This window comes from Pseudochelatococcus lubricantis (genome assembly GCF_042432495.1).
Taxonomy (GTDB): domain Bacteria; phylum Pseudomonadota; class Alphaproteobacteria; order Rhizobiales; family Beijerinckiaceae; genus Pseudochelatococcus; species Pseudochelatococcus lubricantis.
The window spans coordinates 1-13,854 of the sequence record NZ_JBHLXC010000018.1 but is presented as its reverse complement, the minus strand read 5'-3'; the positions used below and the strand labels follow the sequence as shown (position 1 = coordinate 13,854).

General features: G+C 63.0%; 14 protein-coding genes and 1 pseudogene. 5 read left to right on the top strand and 10 right to left on the bottom strand.

Annotation, left to right across the window (positions count from 1 at the left end; translation table 11 throughout):
- From ACFFJ7_RS19005 to ACFFJ7_RS18965, 9 genes are all read right to left on the bottom strand, one after another.
- On the bottom strand, nucleotides 1-746 hold a 746-nt coding region (locus ACFFJ7_RS19005; protein ID WP_377594481.1), incomplete at its 3' end, for a cation:proton antiporter domain-containing protein.
- A gap of 48 nt (nucleotides 747-794) precedes the next feature.
- On the bottom strand, nucleotides 795-1,217 hold the full coding sequence (gene trxC, locus ACFFJ7_RS19000) for a thioredoxin TrxC (RefSeq protein WP_024845967.1): 423 nt from the start codon (nucleotides 1,215-1,217) through the stop codon (nucleotides 795-797).
- A 52-nt stretch (nucleotides 1,218-1,269) separates the two neighbouring features.
- On the bottom strand, nucleotides 1,270-2,112 hold the full coding sequence (locus tag ACFFJ7_RS18995; protein WP_024845968.1) for an SDH family Clp fold serine proteinase: 843 nt from the start codon (nucleotides 2,110-2,112) through the stop codon (nucleotides 1,270-1,272).
- Nucleotides 2,103-2,855, bottom strand: coding sequence for a rhomboid family intramembrane serine protease (locus ACFFJ7_RS18990; RefSeq protein WP_024845969.1), 753 nt, complete (start codon nucleotides 2,853-2,855; stop codon nucleotides 2,103-2,105). The genes ACFFJ7_RS18995 and ACFFJ7_RS18990 overlap by 10 nt, the downstream gene beginning before the upstream one ends.
- A 36-nt stretch (nucleotides 2,856-2,891) precedes the next feature.
- Nucleotides 2,892-3,413: an NADH dehydrogenase ubiquinone Fe-S protein 4 gene (locus tag ACFFJ7_RS18985; protein ID WP_024845970.1), complete on the bottom strand. Its 522-nt coding sequence runs from the start codon at nucleotides 3,411-3,413 to the stop codon at nucleotides 2,892-2,894.
- A gap of 50 nt (nucleotides 3,414-3,463) precedes the next feature.
- A complete protein-coding gene (locus ACFFJ7_RS18980; protein WP_377594477.1) occupies nucleotides 3,464-4,657 on the bottom strand; it encodes an RNA polymerase sigma factor in 1,194 nt (397 codons plus the stop codon).
- Between the two features lie 24 nt (nucleotides 4,658-4,681).
- Nucleotides 4,682-7,588, bottom strand: a complete 2,907-nt coding sequence (locus tag ACFFJ7_RS18975) for an ATP-dependent Clp protease ATP-binding subunit (RefSeq protein WP_024845972.1) — start codon at nucleotides 7,586-7,588, stop codon at nucleotides 4,682-4,684.
- A gap of 63 nt (nucleotides 7,589-7,651) precedes the next feature.
- Entirely contained in the window at nucleotides 7,652-9,484 is a 1,833-nt protein-coding gene (ftsH, locus tag ACFFJ7_RS18970; RefSeq protein ID WP_377594474.1) for an ATP-dependent zinc metalloprotease FtsH, read from the bottom strand.
- 14 nt (nucleotides 9,485-9,498) lie between these two features.
- Complete coding sequence (locus ACFFJ7_RS18965; RefSeq protein ID WP_024845974.1) at nucleotides 9,499-9,930, bottom strand: MarR family winged helix-turn-helix transcriptional regulator; 432 nt, start codon at nucleotides 9,928-9,930, stop codon at nucleotides 9,499-9,501.
- 202 nt (nucleotides 9,931-10,132) lie between these two features.
- On the opposite strand from ACFFJ7_RS18965, the gene ACFFJ7_RS18960 reads away from it, so the two are divergent.
- The 5 genes from ACFFJ7_RS18960 to ACFFJ7_RS18940 all read left to right on the top strand — a co-directional run bounded on the left by ACFFJ7_RS18960 (nucleotide 10,133) and on the right by ACFFJ7_RS18940 (nucleotide 13,019).
- Nucleotides 10,133-10,558 carry an Hsp20/alpha crystallin family protein gene (locus ACFFJ7_RS18960; protein ID WP_024845975.1) on the top strand — a complete coding sequence of 142 codons (426 nt, stop codon included), beginning with the start codon at nucleotides 10,133-10,135 and terminating at the stop codon, nucleotides 10,556-10,558.
- Nucleotides 10,559-10,572: 14 nt separating this feature from the next.
- Nucleotides 10,573-10,971, top strand: a complete 399-nt coding sequence (locus ACFFJ7_RS18955) for an Hsp20/alpha crystallin family protein (RefSeq protein WP_024845976.1) — start codon at nucleotides 10,573-10,575, stop codon at nucleotides 10,969-10,971.
- A 20-nt stretch (nucleotides 10,972-10,991) separates the two neighbouring features.
- Nucleotides 10,992-11,483 (top strand): Hsp20/alpha crystallin family protein, encoded by a 492-nt coding sequence (locus ACFFJ7_RS18950; protein ID WP_024845977.1) that lies wholly within the window; start codon nucleotides 10,992-10,994, stop codon nucleotides 11,481-11,483.
- Nucleotides 11,484-11,598: 115 nt separating this feature from the next.
- Nucleotides 11,599-12,078, top strand: coding sequence for a phosphate-starvation-inducible PsiE family protein (locus ACFFJ7_RS18945; RefSeq protein ID WP_377594470.1), 480 nt, complete (start codon nucleotides 11,599-11,601; stop codon nucleotides 12,076-12,078).
- The gene (locus ACFFJ7_RS18940; protein WP_024845979.1) at nucleotides 12,075-13,019 is read left to right on the top strand and encodes a zinc metalloprotease HtpX; all 945 of its coding nucleotides are present in this window, start codon (nucleotides 12,075-12,077) and stop codon (nucleotides 13,017-13,019) included. Before ACFFJ7_RS18945 ends, ACFFJ7_RS18940 begins: the two co-directional genes overlap by 4 nt.
- Nucleotides 13,020-13,730: 711 nt before the next feature.
- Here the strand turns inward: ACFFJ7_RS18940 and ACFFJ7_RS18935 are convergent.
- Nucleotides 13,731-13,854, bottom strand: a pseudogene (locus ACFFJ7_RS18935) (IS5/IS1182 family transposase); the annotation flags it as partial.

Sequence of the window (13,854 nt, the reverse complement as noted above, 5' to 3'; positions counted from 1 at the left end):
CCATTGCAGATACCAGCTTGAATCACGATCACCGCGCCCGGTGAATCCCTTTTGTCAACACGCCCTAGTGCAATGGTGAGCGCGAGAAGCTGGGCAAGTTCCGGATCGCCACGCGACGCTACCCAACGGGCCAGCAACTGCAACGGGCCACGGGCAATGAACAGAGCTGCAACCAATGCCGTTGCACTGGCGACGACCGTTATCACGCCATACCCTTCGGCGGCTCCACTCATCGAATCGTGCAGAAGCAGGAATGCGACAGCTGCCAAGTCTTGAAACAGAAGCACCGCAATGGCCAGGCGTCCTTGGGCCGATCCCAGAGCGTTCGCGCTTGCGAGCACCTTGAGGCACATGGCCGTGGATGACATGGCAACGGCCCCGCCGATGAGGATTGCGGGGACGGGCGCGAGATCGAAGATCAGACTCGCTATCAACGACACCGTTATCGTCGTGACTGCAACCTGCACGGCTCCAAGACCGAAGACATGCATCCTGAGCCTTACGAGCTTCTCGAACGAGAATTCCAGGCCAAGCGCGAACAGCAGCAGCACCACTCCGATCTCGCCAATGCTGCTAAGGGCAGCGTTTTCGGCAATCAGGCCGAGGCCGGCGGGTCCAATGACTATACCGGCAAGAATGTAACCGACAATGCTGGGCACGCCAATCCGTGAACATATCGTCACGAGCACGAACGCGGCAAAGACCAACAAGGCCGCACTCTCGACAAATCCGGTCACGCCATGCATGTTCTTCTCCTGATGGCATGGCGCAGGGAAGGCCGCTACCTGTAACCTCTAGACGTGCGAGCGCGCCCACTGCGCTATCTGCGCGGCAGGCATTGCACCGCTCGTCCTCGCGATTTCCTTGCCGCTCCTGAACAGGATCATGGTGGGAATGCCGCGGATCCCGTAGCGGCCGGCAATCTGCTGTTCGGCCTCGGTGTCGAGCTTGCCCAGGCGGACATGGGGTTCGAGCGAGCGCGCCGCCGCCTCGAACTGGGGCGCCATCATCTTGCATGGCCCGCACCACTCGGCCCAGAAATCGACCAGCATTGGCAGTTCGGCATTCGCATGGCGGTCAAAATTAGCCGCGGTGAGCATGACGGGCATGCCTTGAAAGAGAGGCGCGCCGCAGCGTCCGCAATTGGGGTTGTCGCTCAGGCGCTCTTGCGGCACCCTGTTGGTGGAATTGCACTGCAGGCAAGCGACCGTGGGCATCCTGTATCCTTTCGTTGACGAGCCGGGCTCGGCGGCCGAATGACGCAAGCGTTCAGCGCGTGGATATGGCGCGGCGGGCCTCTCGCTGCCGCGGCTCGGGCAGGTATTCCACGCCACCGCCCTGGCGCCGAACCGGCTGCGGATAGAGCGTCATCAGCTCCAGTATTTCCTTGGGCATGTCCGTTCCAACGGGCAGGCCCATGTCGCGGGCCTCATCGGCAGAGATGGGATAGTCGTGGGTCCAGGTGCCTGTCGCCAGCTTTGCCGCCAGCGCCGCCGCGCGGTCCTCGTCCATCTTGTCGGACAAAAGACGCTTCGCGAACGCCTCGATCTGCGCAATGGCCTTGCGACCGACGTCGGCCATGATGAGAGTCTGGTCGTCGATCTCGGCGATGGGTTTCTCCTCGACGACTTTGAGGAGCGAGGCGGCCGGCAACTGGCCAAGTTGCGGATCGACGGGTCCCAGCACGGAATGTTCGCACATCACGATTTCGTCGGCGGCGAGGGCGATCAGCGTGCCGCCCGACATCGCGTAATGCGGCACGAACACGGTGACCTTGCCCTTGTGGCCCTTAATGGCCCGAGCGATCTGGGTCGCCGCCAGCACAAGGCCGCCCGGTGTATGCAGCACGATGTCGAGTGGCACTTCATCGTCGGTCATCTGGATCGCGCGCAGGACTTCCTCCGAATCATTGACGTCGATGTAGCGCATCAAGGGAAATCCCAGCAGGTTCATCGTCTCCTGCCGATGGATCAGCAGGATGACGCGACTGGCACGCTTCTTCTCGATGTTGGCGATCTTGCGTGTGCGCATCGCCTCAAGATATCTGCGCTGCAGAACCGGCTGCAGCGCCGAAATGATGAAGAACAGCCAGAAAAGCTGCATTATGTCCATGGACCCTGTCCTCCTTCCCGTCGGCCATCCGGCAGAAAGCCATAGATGCCCTCGTCGCGATAATAGTGGCGATAGACGTCGGCGCGCCTTCGCAGGAGTGGCGTTACAAGCCAACCGGCGAGAAACCCGCCGATATGCGCCCACCAGGCAACCCCGCCCGTGGCCGTATCGCTGCCGAGCGATAGGAAACCGGGAACGACCTGCATGAAGAACCAGATCATCGCGAAAATGACCGCGCGCACTTCGAAGAAGAGGGGAATGAACAGAATCGGCACGATCACCACCAGCCGAGCCGCCGGAAACATGCGTGCGTAGCAACCGATCACGCCCGCGATGGCCCCCGATGCGCCAAGCGCGGGAACGACTGAGTGGGGGTTCGCCAGCGCGTGAGCCAGTCCGGCCGCCACACCACAGAACAGATAGAACAGCGTGAATCTACCCGGTCCGAGCCGATCTTCGACGGCGGGGCCGAAGATCCAGAGCGTCCACATGTTCAAGATGAGGTGCAGCCAGCCCCCGTGCAGGAAGATGTTGGTCAGGAACGGGGTCCAGTCGGACGGGGCGACGAGGCTCAGTTGCCCGAAGAAGCGCGAGGGCACCAGCGCGAACTCGAACAGGAACCGGTCCAGCACGCGCGGAGGCAGGCTGATCTGATAGAGGAACGCGAGGACGTTCATGCCGATGACCGCCCATACGATGACGGGCGGGTAGCGGCGCGCGACGCTGTCAAGGTAGGGAAACAATCGGCAGATCCTCGCTCGCGCTGGCCATTGCGTTCATTATTTTTTCCCGGCGATCGTCACGCCCGTCCAGGCTGGGGGATCGGAGGCCGGGAAGGATTCAAGACTGGCTTCGATAACTGGATCGAATTCCGCCTGTTCTTGCGACGACAGGTCCACCGAGCCTTCCTGATCGACTGCGCGCCGAAGTCGATGGTCCGTGCGACCCCGATCCAGGCGGGACGGTATGCGAAAGGCGTTCGGGGCGTCGGCTCCCTTGTAGAGGCGATGCCGCTCCTCTCCCCGCCAGCGGTCAGGCGCATGGCGGTGAGCCACGTCCTCACGCACGAAATAGCGCCAGTCCTGCCGCTCCGCGAATTCCACGGCGCTTTCGCGGTCGGGAAATTTCAGCCGGATCGAACGGTAGGGATCGTTGCTGGAGGTATATCCCATCAGCGGCTCAAGCTGCAGGGGCCGAGACGGCTCGAATTCCAGTATCCAGTAGTTGGGCCGCGGCGCCGACGTCATCGCGGAACGAGCCGGCCGGTAAATGATCGCGGTCGGAACGTCCCAAGACCTCATGGTGGTCCCGGGTATCGTCGGCGGAAAGGGTGGACGATTGTGTCCGCGCATCATGGTGCTTCCCCTCGGTTGTCCCCCAGAAAAGCGCGTTCCAGCCGAGCGCGATCCCGCAGGGGCTGTGGAATTCGCAACCTTCTCTGATGAGCACTCTCAAAAAGCGCATGAGCGGTATCGGAAGACTGACCTGAGTCACGCAGTTTATCGCGAAGATAATCGCGCGCCGACTGGACGATCCGGGTCACGTCGTCTTCGGGAATGCCGAGAACGGAGGAGGCTGTTTCAAGCGGGGTCTCGTTCAGATCGACAAGAAACAGAACCCGGCGCCAAAGTGCCGGCAGACCGGCGATCGCCCGGTGAAAGGCCAGCGCCTCCTGCCGTTTCGCGACCGCCGCTTCGGGGTCGTCCCCACCTTCGTCGGCGACGAGTTCCTCGAGCAGCAGCACGTCGTCGGGCTGGTAGAACTCGAACATCTCCTCATCAGCCTCGGTAGGCTCTCCGCCAGGCGCCTCGGGCGCTTCGTAGATCGAGGCGGCATCCTCGGGCACCGCGCGGCGCGCAGCCTGCGCCTCGGCCTCGACGGTCTCGAAGGCCAGCTGCGTCAGCCAGTCCCGGACGGAGAATTCGGTCGGCCGCCGCTCGAAGCGGTTGAGCCCGTTGAGGATCGTCGCATCGACGATATCGCCAACGCTCAGGTAGCCAGCCGGCACAGACCCGCTACACTCGAGATAGGTCAACTCGCGCCTGACGGTATCGTAGACCGTATCGAGATGATCCTCGATCAGGTCGAAGAAGAGTTGGCGCCGGTCCGCTTCCGCCGCATCCCGCGCGGACGGCAGCGGGGCGCCGATCCGGCGCCGGCGGGCGGGACGTTTGTATTCAGACTCGTGCTTGAGGCGCGCCACATGCCGGTCAACCCGCTGGCGCAGGTCGGCAAAGGCCTTGCGCAGGACAGGCTCGATCACGAACCCCTCTTCCTGTGCCGCGATCACGCCCGAGGGCAGTTGCAGGCGCAGGCTGACCTGGATGCGCGTCTTGCCGCTCGTCTGGGAGGCGACGACTTCGAGCCGGACGAGATCCTCGCGGAAGCGTACAAGATGCGGTTCAAGTTGCCGCACCTCTTCCTCGATGACCTCAGGCGCGCGCTGTTGGCCGTGCCGGTCGAGATTGCGAAATGCTCTGATGACTTCCATGCCGTATGACCTTGCTTGTCGCTTTTTGACGAAATGAGCCGGCGCGACCGTCATCGCGCCGGCCAGTCCTTCACGACGTCATCCGGTAGACTTATCGCCCTTGGACTGCTCCTTGTCATTGGCGTCGACTGGGACATCGGGCGTCGGAGCGTCCGCCTTGTTTTCGGCAACTGCGCTGGACTCGCCGATCCCGGCCTGGGCCGGATCGTCCGGGCTGTCGTCACCGGTGTCCCTTGCGATCTTTTCGAACACGACCTTCTGTTCGTCCGCTGACCAGGCGACGCGGACCTTGTCGCCATCCTCGATCCGCCCCGAGAGCAGTTCGCGAGCCAACTCGGTCTCCAGCTCCGACCGGATCAGCCGGCGCAGCTCGCGGGCACCGAATTCGGGACGGAAGCCGACCGCGCCGAAGTGATCCACGACGCTCACATCGAGTTCGAGTTCGACGCCCTGGGTAAGGGCGGTCCGCTTCACCCGGTTGAGCTGCAACTCGACGATCTGGCGGATCTCCGACTGATTCAGCGAATGGAAGACGATGATCTCGTCGATCCGGTTGATGAACTCTGGCCGGAAATGACCGCGCAACACCTCCATCAGTTCGGACTTCTGCTTTGCCTCGTCGAACTCCTTGGTGCCGCGTTTCTTGAGGTTGCGCTGGATGATGTCCGAACCGAGGTTCGAGGTGGCGATGATGATGGTGTTAGTGAAGTCCACCACGCGGCCCTTGCCATCTGTCAGGCGGCCGTCGTCGAACACCTGAAGCAGGATGTTGTAGACATCCGGATGCGCCTTTTCGATCTCGTCGAGGAGCACGACCGAGTAGGGCCGACGGCGCACCTTCTCCGTCAGTTGACCGCCTTCGTCGTATCCGACGTAGCCCGGAGGTGCGCCAACCAACCGGGCAACCGAGTGGCGCTCGCCATACTCCGACATGTCGATACGGATCATCGCATCCTGGTCGCCGAAGATCACCTCGGCGAGCGTCTTGGCCAGTTCCGTCTTGCCAACCCCGGTTGGTCCGAGAAACAGGAAGGTCGCAGTCGGACCGGAACCTTCGCGCAGACCCGCACGCGCCAGGCGCACCGCATCGGCCACGGCGCGGATCGCCTCTTCCTGGCCAATGACGCGCTCGTGCAGCTTCTCCTCGAGCTTGAGGAGCTTGTCCTTCTCCTCGGTGGTCAGCTCCGTGACCGGAACGCCGGTGATCTTGGAGACGATCTGCGCGACGTGATCGGCGCGCACCTCGGCGGTCGCCGAAGCCTGGTCGCGCTTCCAGATTTCCAGAAGCTCGTCCAGCTCCTTCTGCTTCTGCTCCAGCTCCTTCTTCAGTTCTGCTGCCCGGTCGAATTGCTTGCGGGCTGCGGCATAGTCCTGCTCGCGCCTGATCTGCGCGGCTTCGGCCTCCAGTTCCTGGACGTCCACGGGGCGCGCCGTGGCGCTGATCTTCACCCGTGCGGCTGCCTGATCGATCAGGTCGATCGCCTTGTCGGGCATGAAACGGCCAGTGATGTAGCGATCAGAAAGCTCGGCCGCCGCGACGATGGCCTCGTCGGTGATCGTCACCTTGTGGTGCGCCTCCAGCGTGTCGCGCAGGCCGCGCAGGATCATGATGACCTGAGCTATCGTGGGTTCCTCGACATAAACCGGCTGGAACCGTCGCTCGAGCGCCGCGTCCTTCTCGATGTATTTCTGGTACTCGTTGAGCGTCGTTGCGCCGATCAGGTTCAGCTCGCCCCGCGCCAGCGCCGGCTTGAAGGTGTTGGCGATGTCGAGACCACCTTCGCCACCGCCCTGGCCAGCGCCGACGATGGTGTGGATCTCGTCGATGAACAGGACCAGGCTGTCCTTCTCCTCGGTGATCTCCTTGAGGATCTTCTGGACTCGCTCCTCGAACTCGCCGCGATACTTCGACCCGGCCACCATCGAGTTGATGTTGAGCTCGACCAGCCGCTTGTCGCGCAGCGCCTCGGGCACTTCGCCCGCGACGATCCGTTGTGCAAGTCCCTCGACGATGGCGGTCTTGCCCACGCCGGGCTCGCCGATTAGCACCGGGTTGTTCTTTTTCCGGCGGGCCAGCACTTCGATCGTCGTCTCGATCTCGCGGGCGCGGCCGATGACGGGATCGAGCTTGCCCTCGCGGGCGAGCTTCGTCAGGTCACGGCTGAACTGGTCGAGATCGGGCGTGCTGGAAGGCGCCGCCACGCGGCCTTCCTCGGCTCCCTTGCCCACGACCTTGGTCACCTGCTGGCGAAGCGCCTGCGGCGTCAATCCGTATTTGCGCAGCATCGACGCGGCCAGGCCTTCACCTTCCTCGGCAAGGCCGATCAGAAGGTGCTCGGGACCGACATAGGAATGGCCGAGCTCGTTCGAGGCGATGAAGGCCCGGTTCAGCGCGTCCTTAAGGCGAGGACTGACGCCAATTTCGCCTTCCGTCTTGGCGTCTCCACGCTTCGCTTCCTTGTCGATCTGGCGCCGCAGATCGTCCACATCGACCTTGAACTGTTCCAGGATCGTCTTGACGACGTCAGACGAGGTCAATGCCAGAAGCAGATGTTCGGTATCGACCTCGCTGCGCCCGAATTCCCCGGCCTTCTGCGCGGCATCCTGCAGCAGCTTGTTTCCCTGTTCGCTCAGCCGGTCGGCGATGGTGCGTCCGCCGCCGCGCCGCGATCCACGCCGCGGCGCGCCCTCGCCGAAAGTGGCGTCGACGACAGCGTCATCGCCATTACCCATGGAGCCGAGCGCGCCGCCTCGCAGCGGACTGTCCCCAAAAAGGCTGCCGAAACCGCTCTCGCCGAAGAATTCGTCAAGAAGGGAACGCCGTCCGAACAGGGACTCCAGCGGCGAGGCGCTGCGACCCGACCGGCGCGCCATTTCGCTGTAATGCTGGTCGCACAGCTCCATGTTCTGAACCCGGCCGTTCACCGAGGCGCGCACGCGCGCCGTCGCCGGGCGACCGCAAATATCGCAAGCTCCGTTTGCCATTCGTCTTCTCCGTTTCTTTATCCAGTCAGGGTTGTCCGCCGATCATCTGCGCCAGTGACAGTGTCACGCAGCGACCGCTTCCGTTCTTTTCACCTTGGACCCAATTGCCACAAGATCGGGCTCGTCCAGTGTCTCTCGTTGCAGGAGATCCTGCGCCGATTGCTCGAGAAGATCCAGATTGGATTCAAGAAGGGTGAGGGTGCGCTTGAACACGCCATCCACGATGTCGCGCACCTTCGCGTCCATCCGCTCAGCAGTGGCGTCGCTGTAGCGGCGATTCAGCCAGGACGACTGGTCGCCGGTGCCGAGAAAGCCGGGCCGATCGGTGTCGTAGCTGACATGCCCGAGGTCTTCGTCCATCCCGTACCGCGCGACCATGGCGCGAGCGATGTCGGTCGCCTTGACCAGATCGTCCGCCGCCCCGGTCGAGACATGATCGTAGATGATCTTCTCTGCTGCGCGCCCGCCAAGCAGGACTGCGATCTTGTTCTCGAGTTCCTCCCGCGTCATCAGGAAGCGGTCCTCGGTCGGGCGCTGGATGGTGTAGCCGAGCGCGCCAATCCCGCGCGGTATGATCGAGACCTTGTGCACCGGGTCCACCCCCGGCAAAGCCATCGCCACAAGCGCGTGCCCCATCTCGTGGTGCGCCACGATCTCGCGTTCGCGCGGATTGAGCACGCGGTTCTTCTTTTGCAACCCGGCGATGATGCGTTCCACCGCATTGTTGAAGTCGTCCATCGTCACCGCATCAGCCTTGCGGCGCGTGGCGAGCAATGCTGCCTCGTTGACGAGATTGGCAAGATCCGCGCCGGAAAAGCCGGGAGTAAGCGCTGCGACCTTCTCTGCATCGACGTCTGGGGCGAGCTTCACCTTTTTCATGTGAACGCCAAGAATCTGCACGCGTCCCTTCTTGTCGGGCCGGTCCACCAGCACCTGACGGTCGAAGCGTCCCGCACGCAGCAGCGCGGGGTCGAGAATCTCGGGTCGGTTGGTGGCGGCCAGGAGCACGATGCCCACTGAAGGGTCGAAGCCGTCGAGCTCGGTCAGAAGCTGGTTCAGCGTCTGCTCACGCTCATCATGGCCACCGGCGATCTGGCCGGAGGAGCGCGCCCTCCCAAGAGCGTCGAGTTCGTCGATGAAGATGATCGCCGGGGCGGATTTCCGGGCCTGCTCGAAGAGGTCGCGCACCCGTGCGGCACCGACGCCCACGAACATCTCGACGAACTCTGATCCCGAGATCGAAAAGAAGGTCACGCCCGCCTCACCCGCCACCGCGCGCGCGAGAAGCGTCTTGCCGGTGCCCGGCGGCCCAACGAGCAATATGCCTTTGGGGATATGTGCGCCCAGCTTTCCGTATTCGGCCGGGTTCTTGAGGAACTCCACGACCTCCTCCAACTCGGCCTTGGCCTCGTCCACGCCGGCCACGTCAGCGAAACTGACGCCGGTTTCCTTTTCCATGTAAACTTTGGCCTTGCTGCGGCCGACCTGCATGAACCCGCCGAAACCCTGTTTGTCGGCGAACTTACGGAACAGCAGCATCCAGATTCCGAAGAAGACAAGCGCTGGCGCCACCCAGGAAATCAGCGTGCCGAGAAAGGTGTTCTGAGGAACGCCCGTGATCTCGACGCCGGAGCGGTCGATCCGCTGCAGGATCGCGGGATCCACGACCGTGGTGACGAACTGGCTCTTGCCGTCGACGGGGTCGGTGAAGGTGCCGGTGATGGTGTCCGCGCCGACCGCGACGGACGCGACCCTGCCATCCTCGAGATAGCTCTCGAACTGGCTGTAGCTGATCGGTGCGACGGATTGCCAGCCGGCGATCAGGTTCTGGATGAAAAGCACGGCTATGAAAGCCACCACCCAGTACCAGATGTTATATTCGGTCTTCCTTTCCATGCCGCTTGTCCCTTTCACTGGCGCCCGAGCCGCGCCCTGATCCGCTCGAGCAGCGCCAGCAGGATGCGCCTTTCGTCTGCCGACAGATCCTGCAGGATTTCATGTTCGAGCGCCGATTGCCGCGGCGCGAGTTCCTCCAGCATCGCCCGGGCCTTCGACGTTGCGGTGACGATCTGCGACCGCCTGTCGTCGAGCGAGGGCGACCGCTCGACCCAGCCGCCCCGGACCATGCGATCGACGAGCTGGCCCGCAGTGGCCCGGCCCACCTCCAGCCGCCCGGCCAGATCGCCGATGGTCAGCCCGGGCGAATCCTCGACATGTGCCGCCCCCATCCAGGACAGGCGGGTCAGGCCGCTGTCGCCAATCTCGTTGTCGATCCGCTGCTGGATGAGCTGCGCGACCCGGTGGATCGTCGTCCCGATCAGGGCAAGATCAGAAGTGATCAAGGGTATCTTTCCTCCGTCTGCATGAGAAACAGGATAGACTGCGGTCCACCCAAAGTGCAATGCAAGCATCGTATATGCTTGCATAATAGATGGATCCGCCTATCTTGATGGGCGGTCTCCGAACCCACATCCGGCCGGCACCGTTGCCCGGTCGGACCATGCCGCCGGTTCGGGGGCATCGATCAGCAACAGGAGGCCAGCAATGCTCTATCCGACATATCTGCGCCGCAGCGATCCCATTGCGCTGATGCGCTCCATGATGCGCGATCTCGACCGCGGCTTCTGGCCCCCGGCCCGCGCGGCGTTCCCGGCGGTGAATGTCTGGCAGGGTGCGGAAGCCGTCGCCGTTACTACCGAACTCCCTGGCATTGAGCCGGGCGATATCGAGATCGCGGTCAAGGACAACGTCCTGACGCTGTCGGGCGAACGCAAGGCGCCCGAGGTTCCCGAAGGTGCGCGCTGGCACCGCAACGAACGCGGTTATGGCAAGTTTTCCCGCTCTATCCGCCTGCCATTCGCGGCCTCGGATGACAAGGTCGAGGCGAGGATGACGAACGGCGTATTGCGGATCGTCATCTCCCGGCCCGAGGCAGAAAAGCCAAAGAAAATCGAGATCAAGGCAGCCTGAGAGGAGCTGGAACGATGAGCACCGACATCACGCAAGCCACCGAAAAGACGCCGACCGACGCGCCCGAGACCGCCGGCGGCGGCCGCATCTACCGCCCGCTGACTGATATTGTCGAGACCGATCAGGGTGTCTCCATGATGCTCGAAATGCCTGGGGTCGCCGCCGATGCGGTCGAAATCACACTCGAAAACCGCGTGCTGACGATCCGCGGCAAGGTTGAGCCGATGCGGCCAGAAAACCTGGAACTTGCCTATGCCGAATATGGCGAGGGTGATTTCGAGAGGGCCTTCACGCTTTCCGAGGATTTCGACCCCGACAGGATCGAGGCCGAGATGCGCGGAGGCGTCCTCACCCTGACGCTCCCCCGAGCCCCTGAAGCGCAGCCAAAAAGGATCGCCGTCAAGGGCGCCTGAAAACCGAAGGAGACACCATCATGCAGATCAAGGACCTGATCCCCTGGGCGCGCAAGGACGGCGCGCCAGACGCCAAGAGCAGCGAAGACAACCCGATGGCGACGCTCCAGCGCGAAATGAACCATGTGTTCGAGAACTTCTGGAACCGGGTCGGTCAGTTCGAATGGCCCTGGGGCAGCGGCGAAGCCAAATCCGACATGGTCGAGACCGACAAGGCGATCGAAGTGTCGATCGAGCTGCCGGGCATGGAGATGAAGGACATCGAGGTGACGGTCAACGATGACATGTTGACTGTGAAGGGGGAGAAGAAGATCGAGCGCCAGGAGGAGAAGAAGGGATACTATCTCTCCGAGCGCAGCTACGGCGCGATCTACCGGACAATTCCGCTCCCCCCCGGTGTGGATGGCGAAAAGGCGCAAGCATCCTTCAAGAACGGGGTTCTGACGATCAAGCTGCCCCAGACTCCCGAGGCGCAGGCGAAGGTCAAGCGCATCGAGGTCAAGAACGGCTGATTTGCCACATTGGGTGTCGCCGGTTTGCGGCGTCCCCTCCGCTCCGTGCGATATCGCACCGTCTGGCGAAGCCCCGGGGAGCTTGTCTCTCCGGGGCGGCTTTCGAGGGGCAATCATGAAAGACGTGCAACGATCCGGGCTGACCCGTGAACAATGGTCGGCGATGACGCTCTACGAGAAGTTCGAGCAAGGTGTCATCTTCGTCCTCAGCGTCATCATTGCGGCGATCGTCGTGGCGTCGGTCTGGGCGCTGATGCGCGAAGTCGTGAACCGCTTGGTTCTCGGGGCATTCGACACTCTCGATTACGCCACCTTCCAGGTGGTGTTCGGCATGATCTTCACCGTGGTGATCGCGCTCGAGTTCAAGCGCTCCCTTCTTGTTGCGACCGAACGCAGCTTCGGGATCCTCCAGGTCCGCACGATCGTGCTGATCGCGCTCCTCGCCATCGCGCGCAAATTCATCATCCTGGACCTCGGCGAGACGGAATCATCCAAGATTGCCGCACTCGCGGGCGCGGCGCTTGCGCTCGGCGCTGTCCACTGGCTAGTGCGCGATCAGGACCGGCGCGAACTCGGAGGCCACGAGACGCGATGACCGCGGCCTCCGCCAGCCACCGCCTGCTCAATTTCGTGCAATCGGCGCTGCTGCTCGGGCTCATGGCCGCGATCGCCTGGATCGCGGTGACAGCGATCGTCGGACCCGAGACCGGTCTCCTCATGGCGCTCGCGATGGTCGGGGGTCTCCTGTTTGCGCCCGCGCTGCCACGCCGGCTGCTCCTCTCGGCCTATCAGGCGCAGCGGCTCACCGGTCGTGATGCCCCCGGTCTCGTCGCGGCCCTGGCCGAACTCGCCCGCAGGGCCGGGCTGCAGCGCGCGCCGGCGCTTTATCGCGTGCCGAGCCGGCTGCCGAACGCCTTCGCCCTGGGCAGCCCCGAGGACAGCGCCATCTGCGTCACCGACGGGCTGCTCAACCTGCTCGACGGCCGAGAACTCGCCGGGGTTCTGGCGCATGAGATCGGGCATATCGCCAACCGCGACCTGTGGATCATGAGCCTCGCCGACATGATGTCGCGCCTCGTCTCGCTGGCAAGCTGGCTCGGACAGTTGCTTCTACTCCTCAACCTGCCTCTGGTCCTGGCAGGCATGGTCCATGTGCCTTGGCATGTCGTGATTCTCCTTGTCTTCGCGCCCACCCTCATGGCGCTGGTCCAACTCGGCCTTTCGCGGACGCGCGAGTACGACGCCGACCGCGCCGCCGCAGAGCTGACCGGCGATCCGGAGGGGCTCGTGCGCGCGCTCGTCAAGCTCGAACGCCGGGTCGGTCGGTTCTGGGAGGAGATCCTTCTGCCCGGCCGCCGCATTCCGGAGCCCTCGTTGCTCAGGACGCATCCCCCGACCGAAAGCCGAATCCGCCGCCTCCGGGACCTGGTCACGGGTCGCACGACTCCGATCCCCGCCCTTGTCGGCTACCCGACCGCAAGGGTACCGCTGGGAGGGACACCGCCTCGGTTCCATCGCCTTGGGCTCTACTGGTAGGCCTGCAGGGAAGCTGGATCGCCCAGGAGAACGGCGACCTGTCAGAAGGCAGGTCTTCCAGAGAAGGTTGGATATCAGGCCCATCCACTCCGCCACTTTCCCCCGCGAAAGCGTTCTCCCGATCCGGCTGTGGCCAGATTTTTCCGTTGTTTTCGAGGGTTATGCGTATGGGGCTGTTCAGCGGCGTCGGTGCCAGGAGGTCCGGTAGAGGTCTCTCATGGCCGATATTCTCCGGACCTCATGACTGCGCGGATTTGGTGAATTTGTTGCAAATATCTGGATTTGCGAGACTTTTTCTACGTCGCAGCTGGGCACATCGACACCAGTGGCGTTCGCTGAAATGGAACAGAACTCGAACTTTTGCTACAGCCAGCCGGCACGGTCGTCTCACGCATCAACTTCCGCGATGCGGACCGTACCGCCTTCAGACCTTCGACGGCGTCCACCCCATCGCTTACGGCTCATCGCTGCTCTGCGTCGCCTCACTGTGATGACGGCAGCCTGCGAACAAGGCACTCGTCATTCGCCCATGGACTGTGCGTCGGCCTGCAGCGTTGTCCCCTTCAACCACCCACGCCACAACGAGCAGCCCAATCGGCACTGCCCTCTACAAGATGTTGCTCATGAGGGTGTCGTTGTGCCATGTTGACCGTGACCCGATCTTGAATTCATACGGAGCAACGCAGCAACAGAGTCTTCGTTCATCTTAGGTCATGTTGACAAATGGCGGAGCCAGAGGCGGATCGACGTGATGTCGATGAAGCCCAGGAAGCTTTCGGCGGTCTTGTCGTAGCGGGTGGCGACGCGACGGGCATTCTTGAGCTTGTTGAAGCAC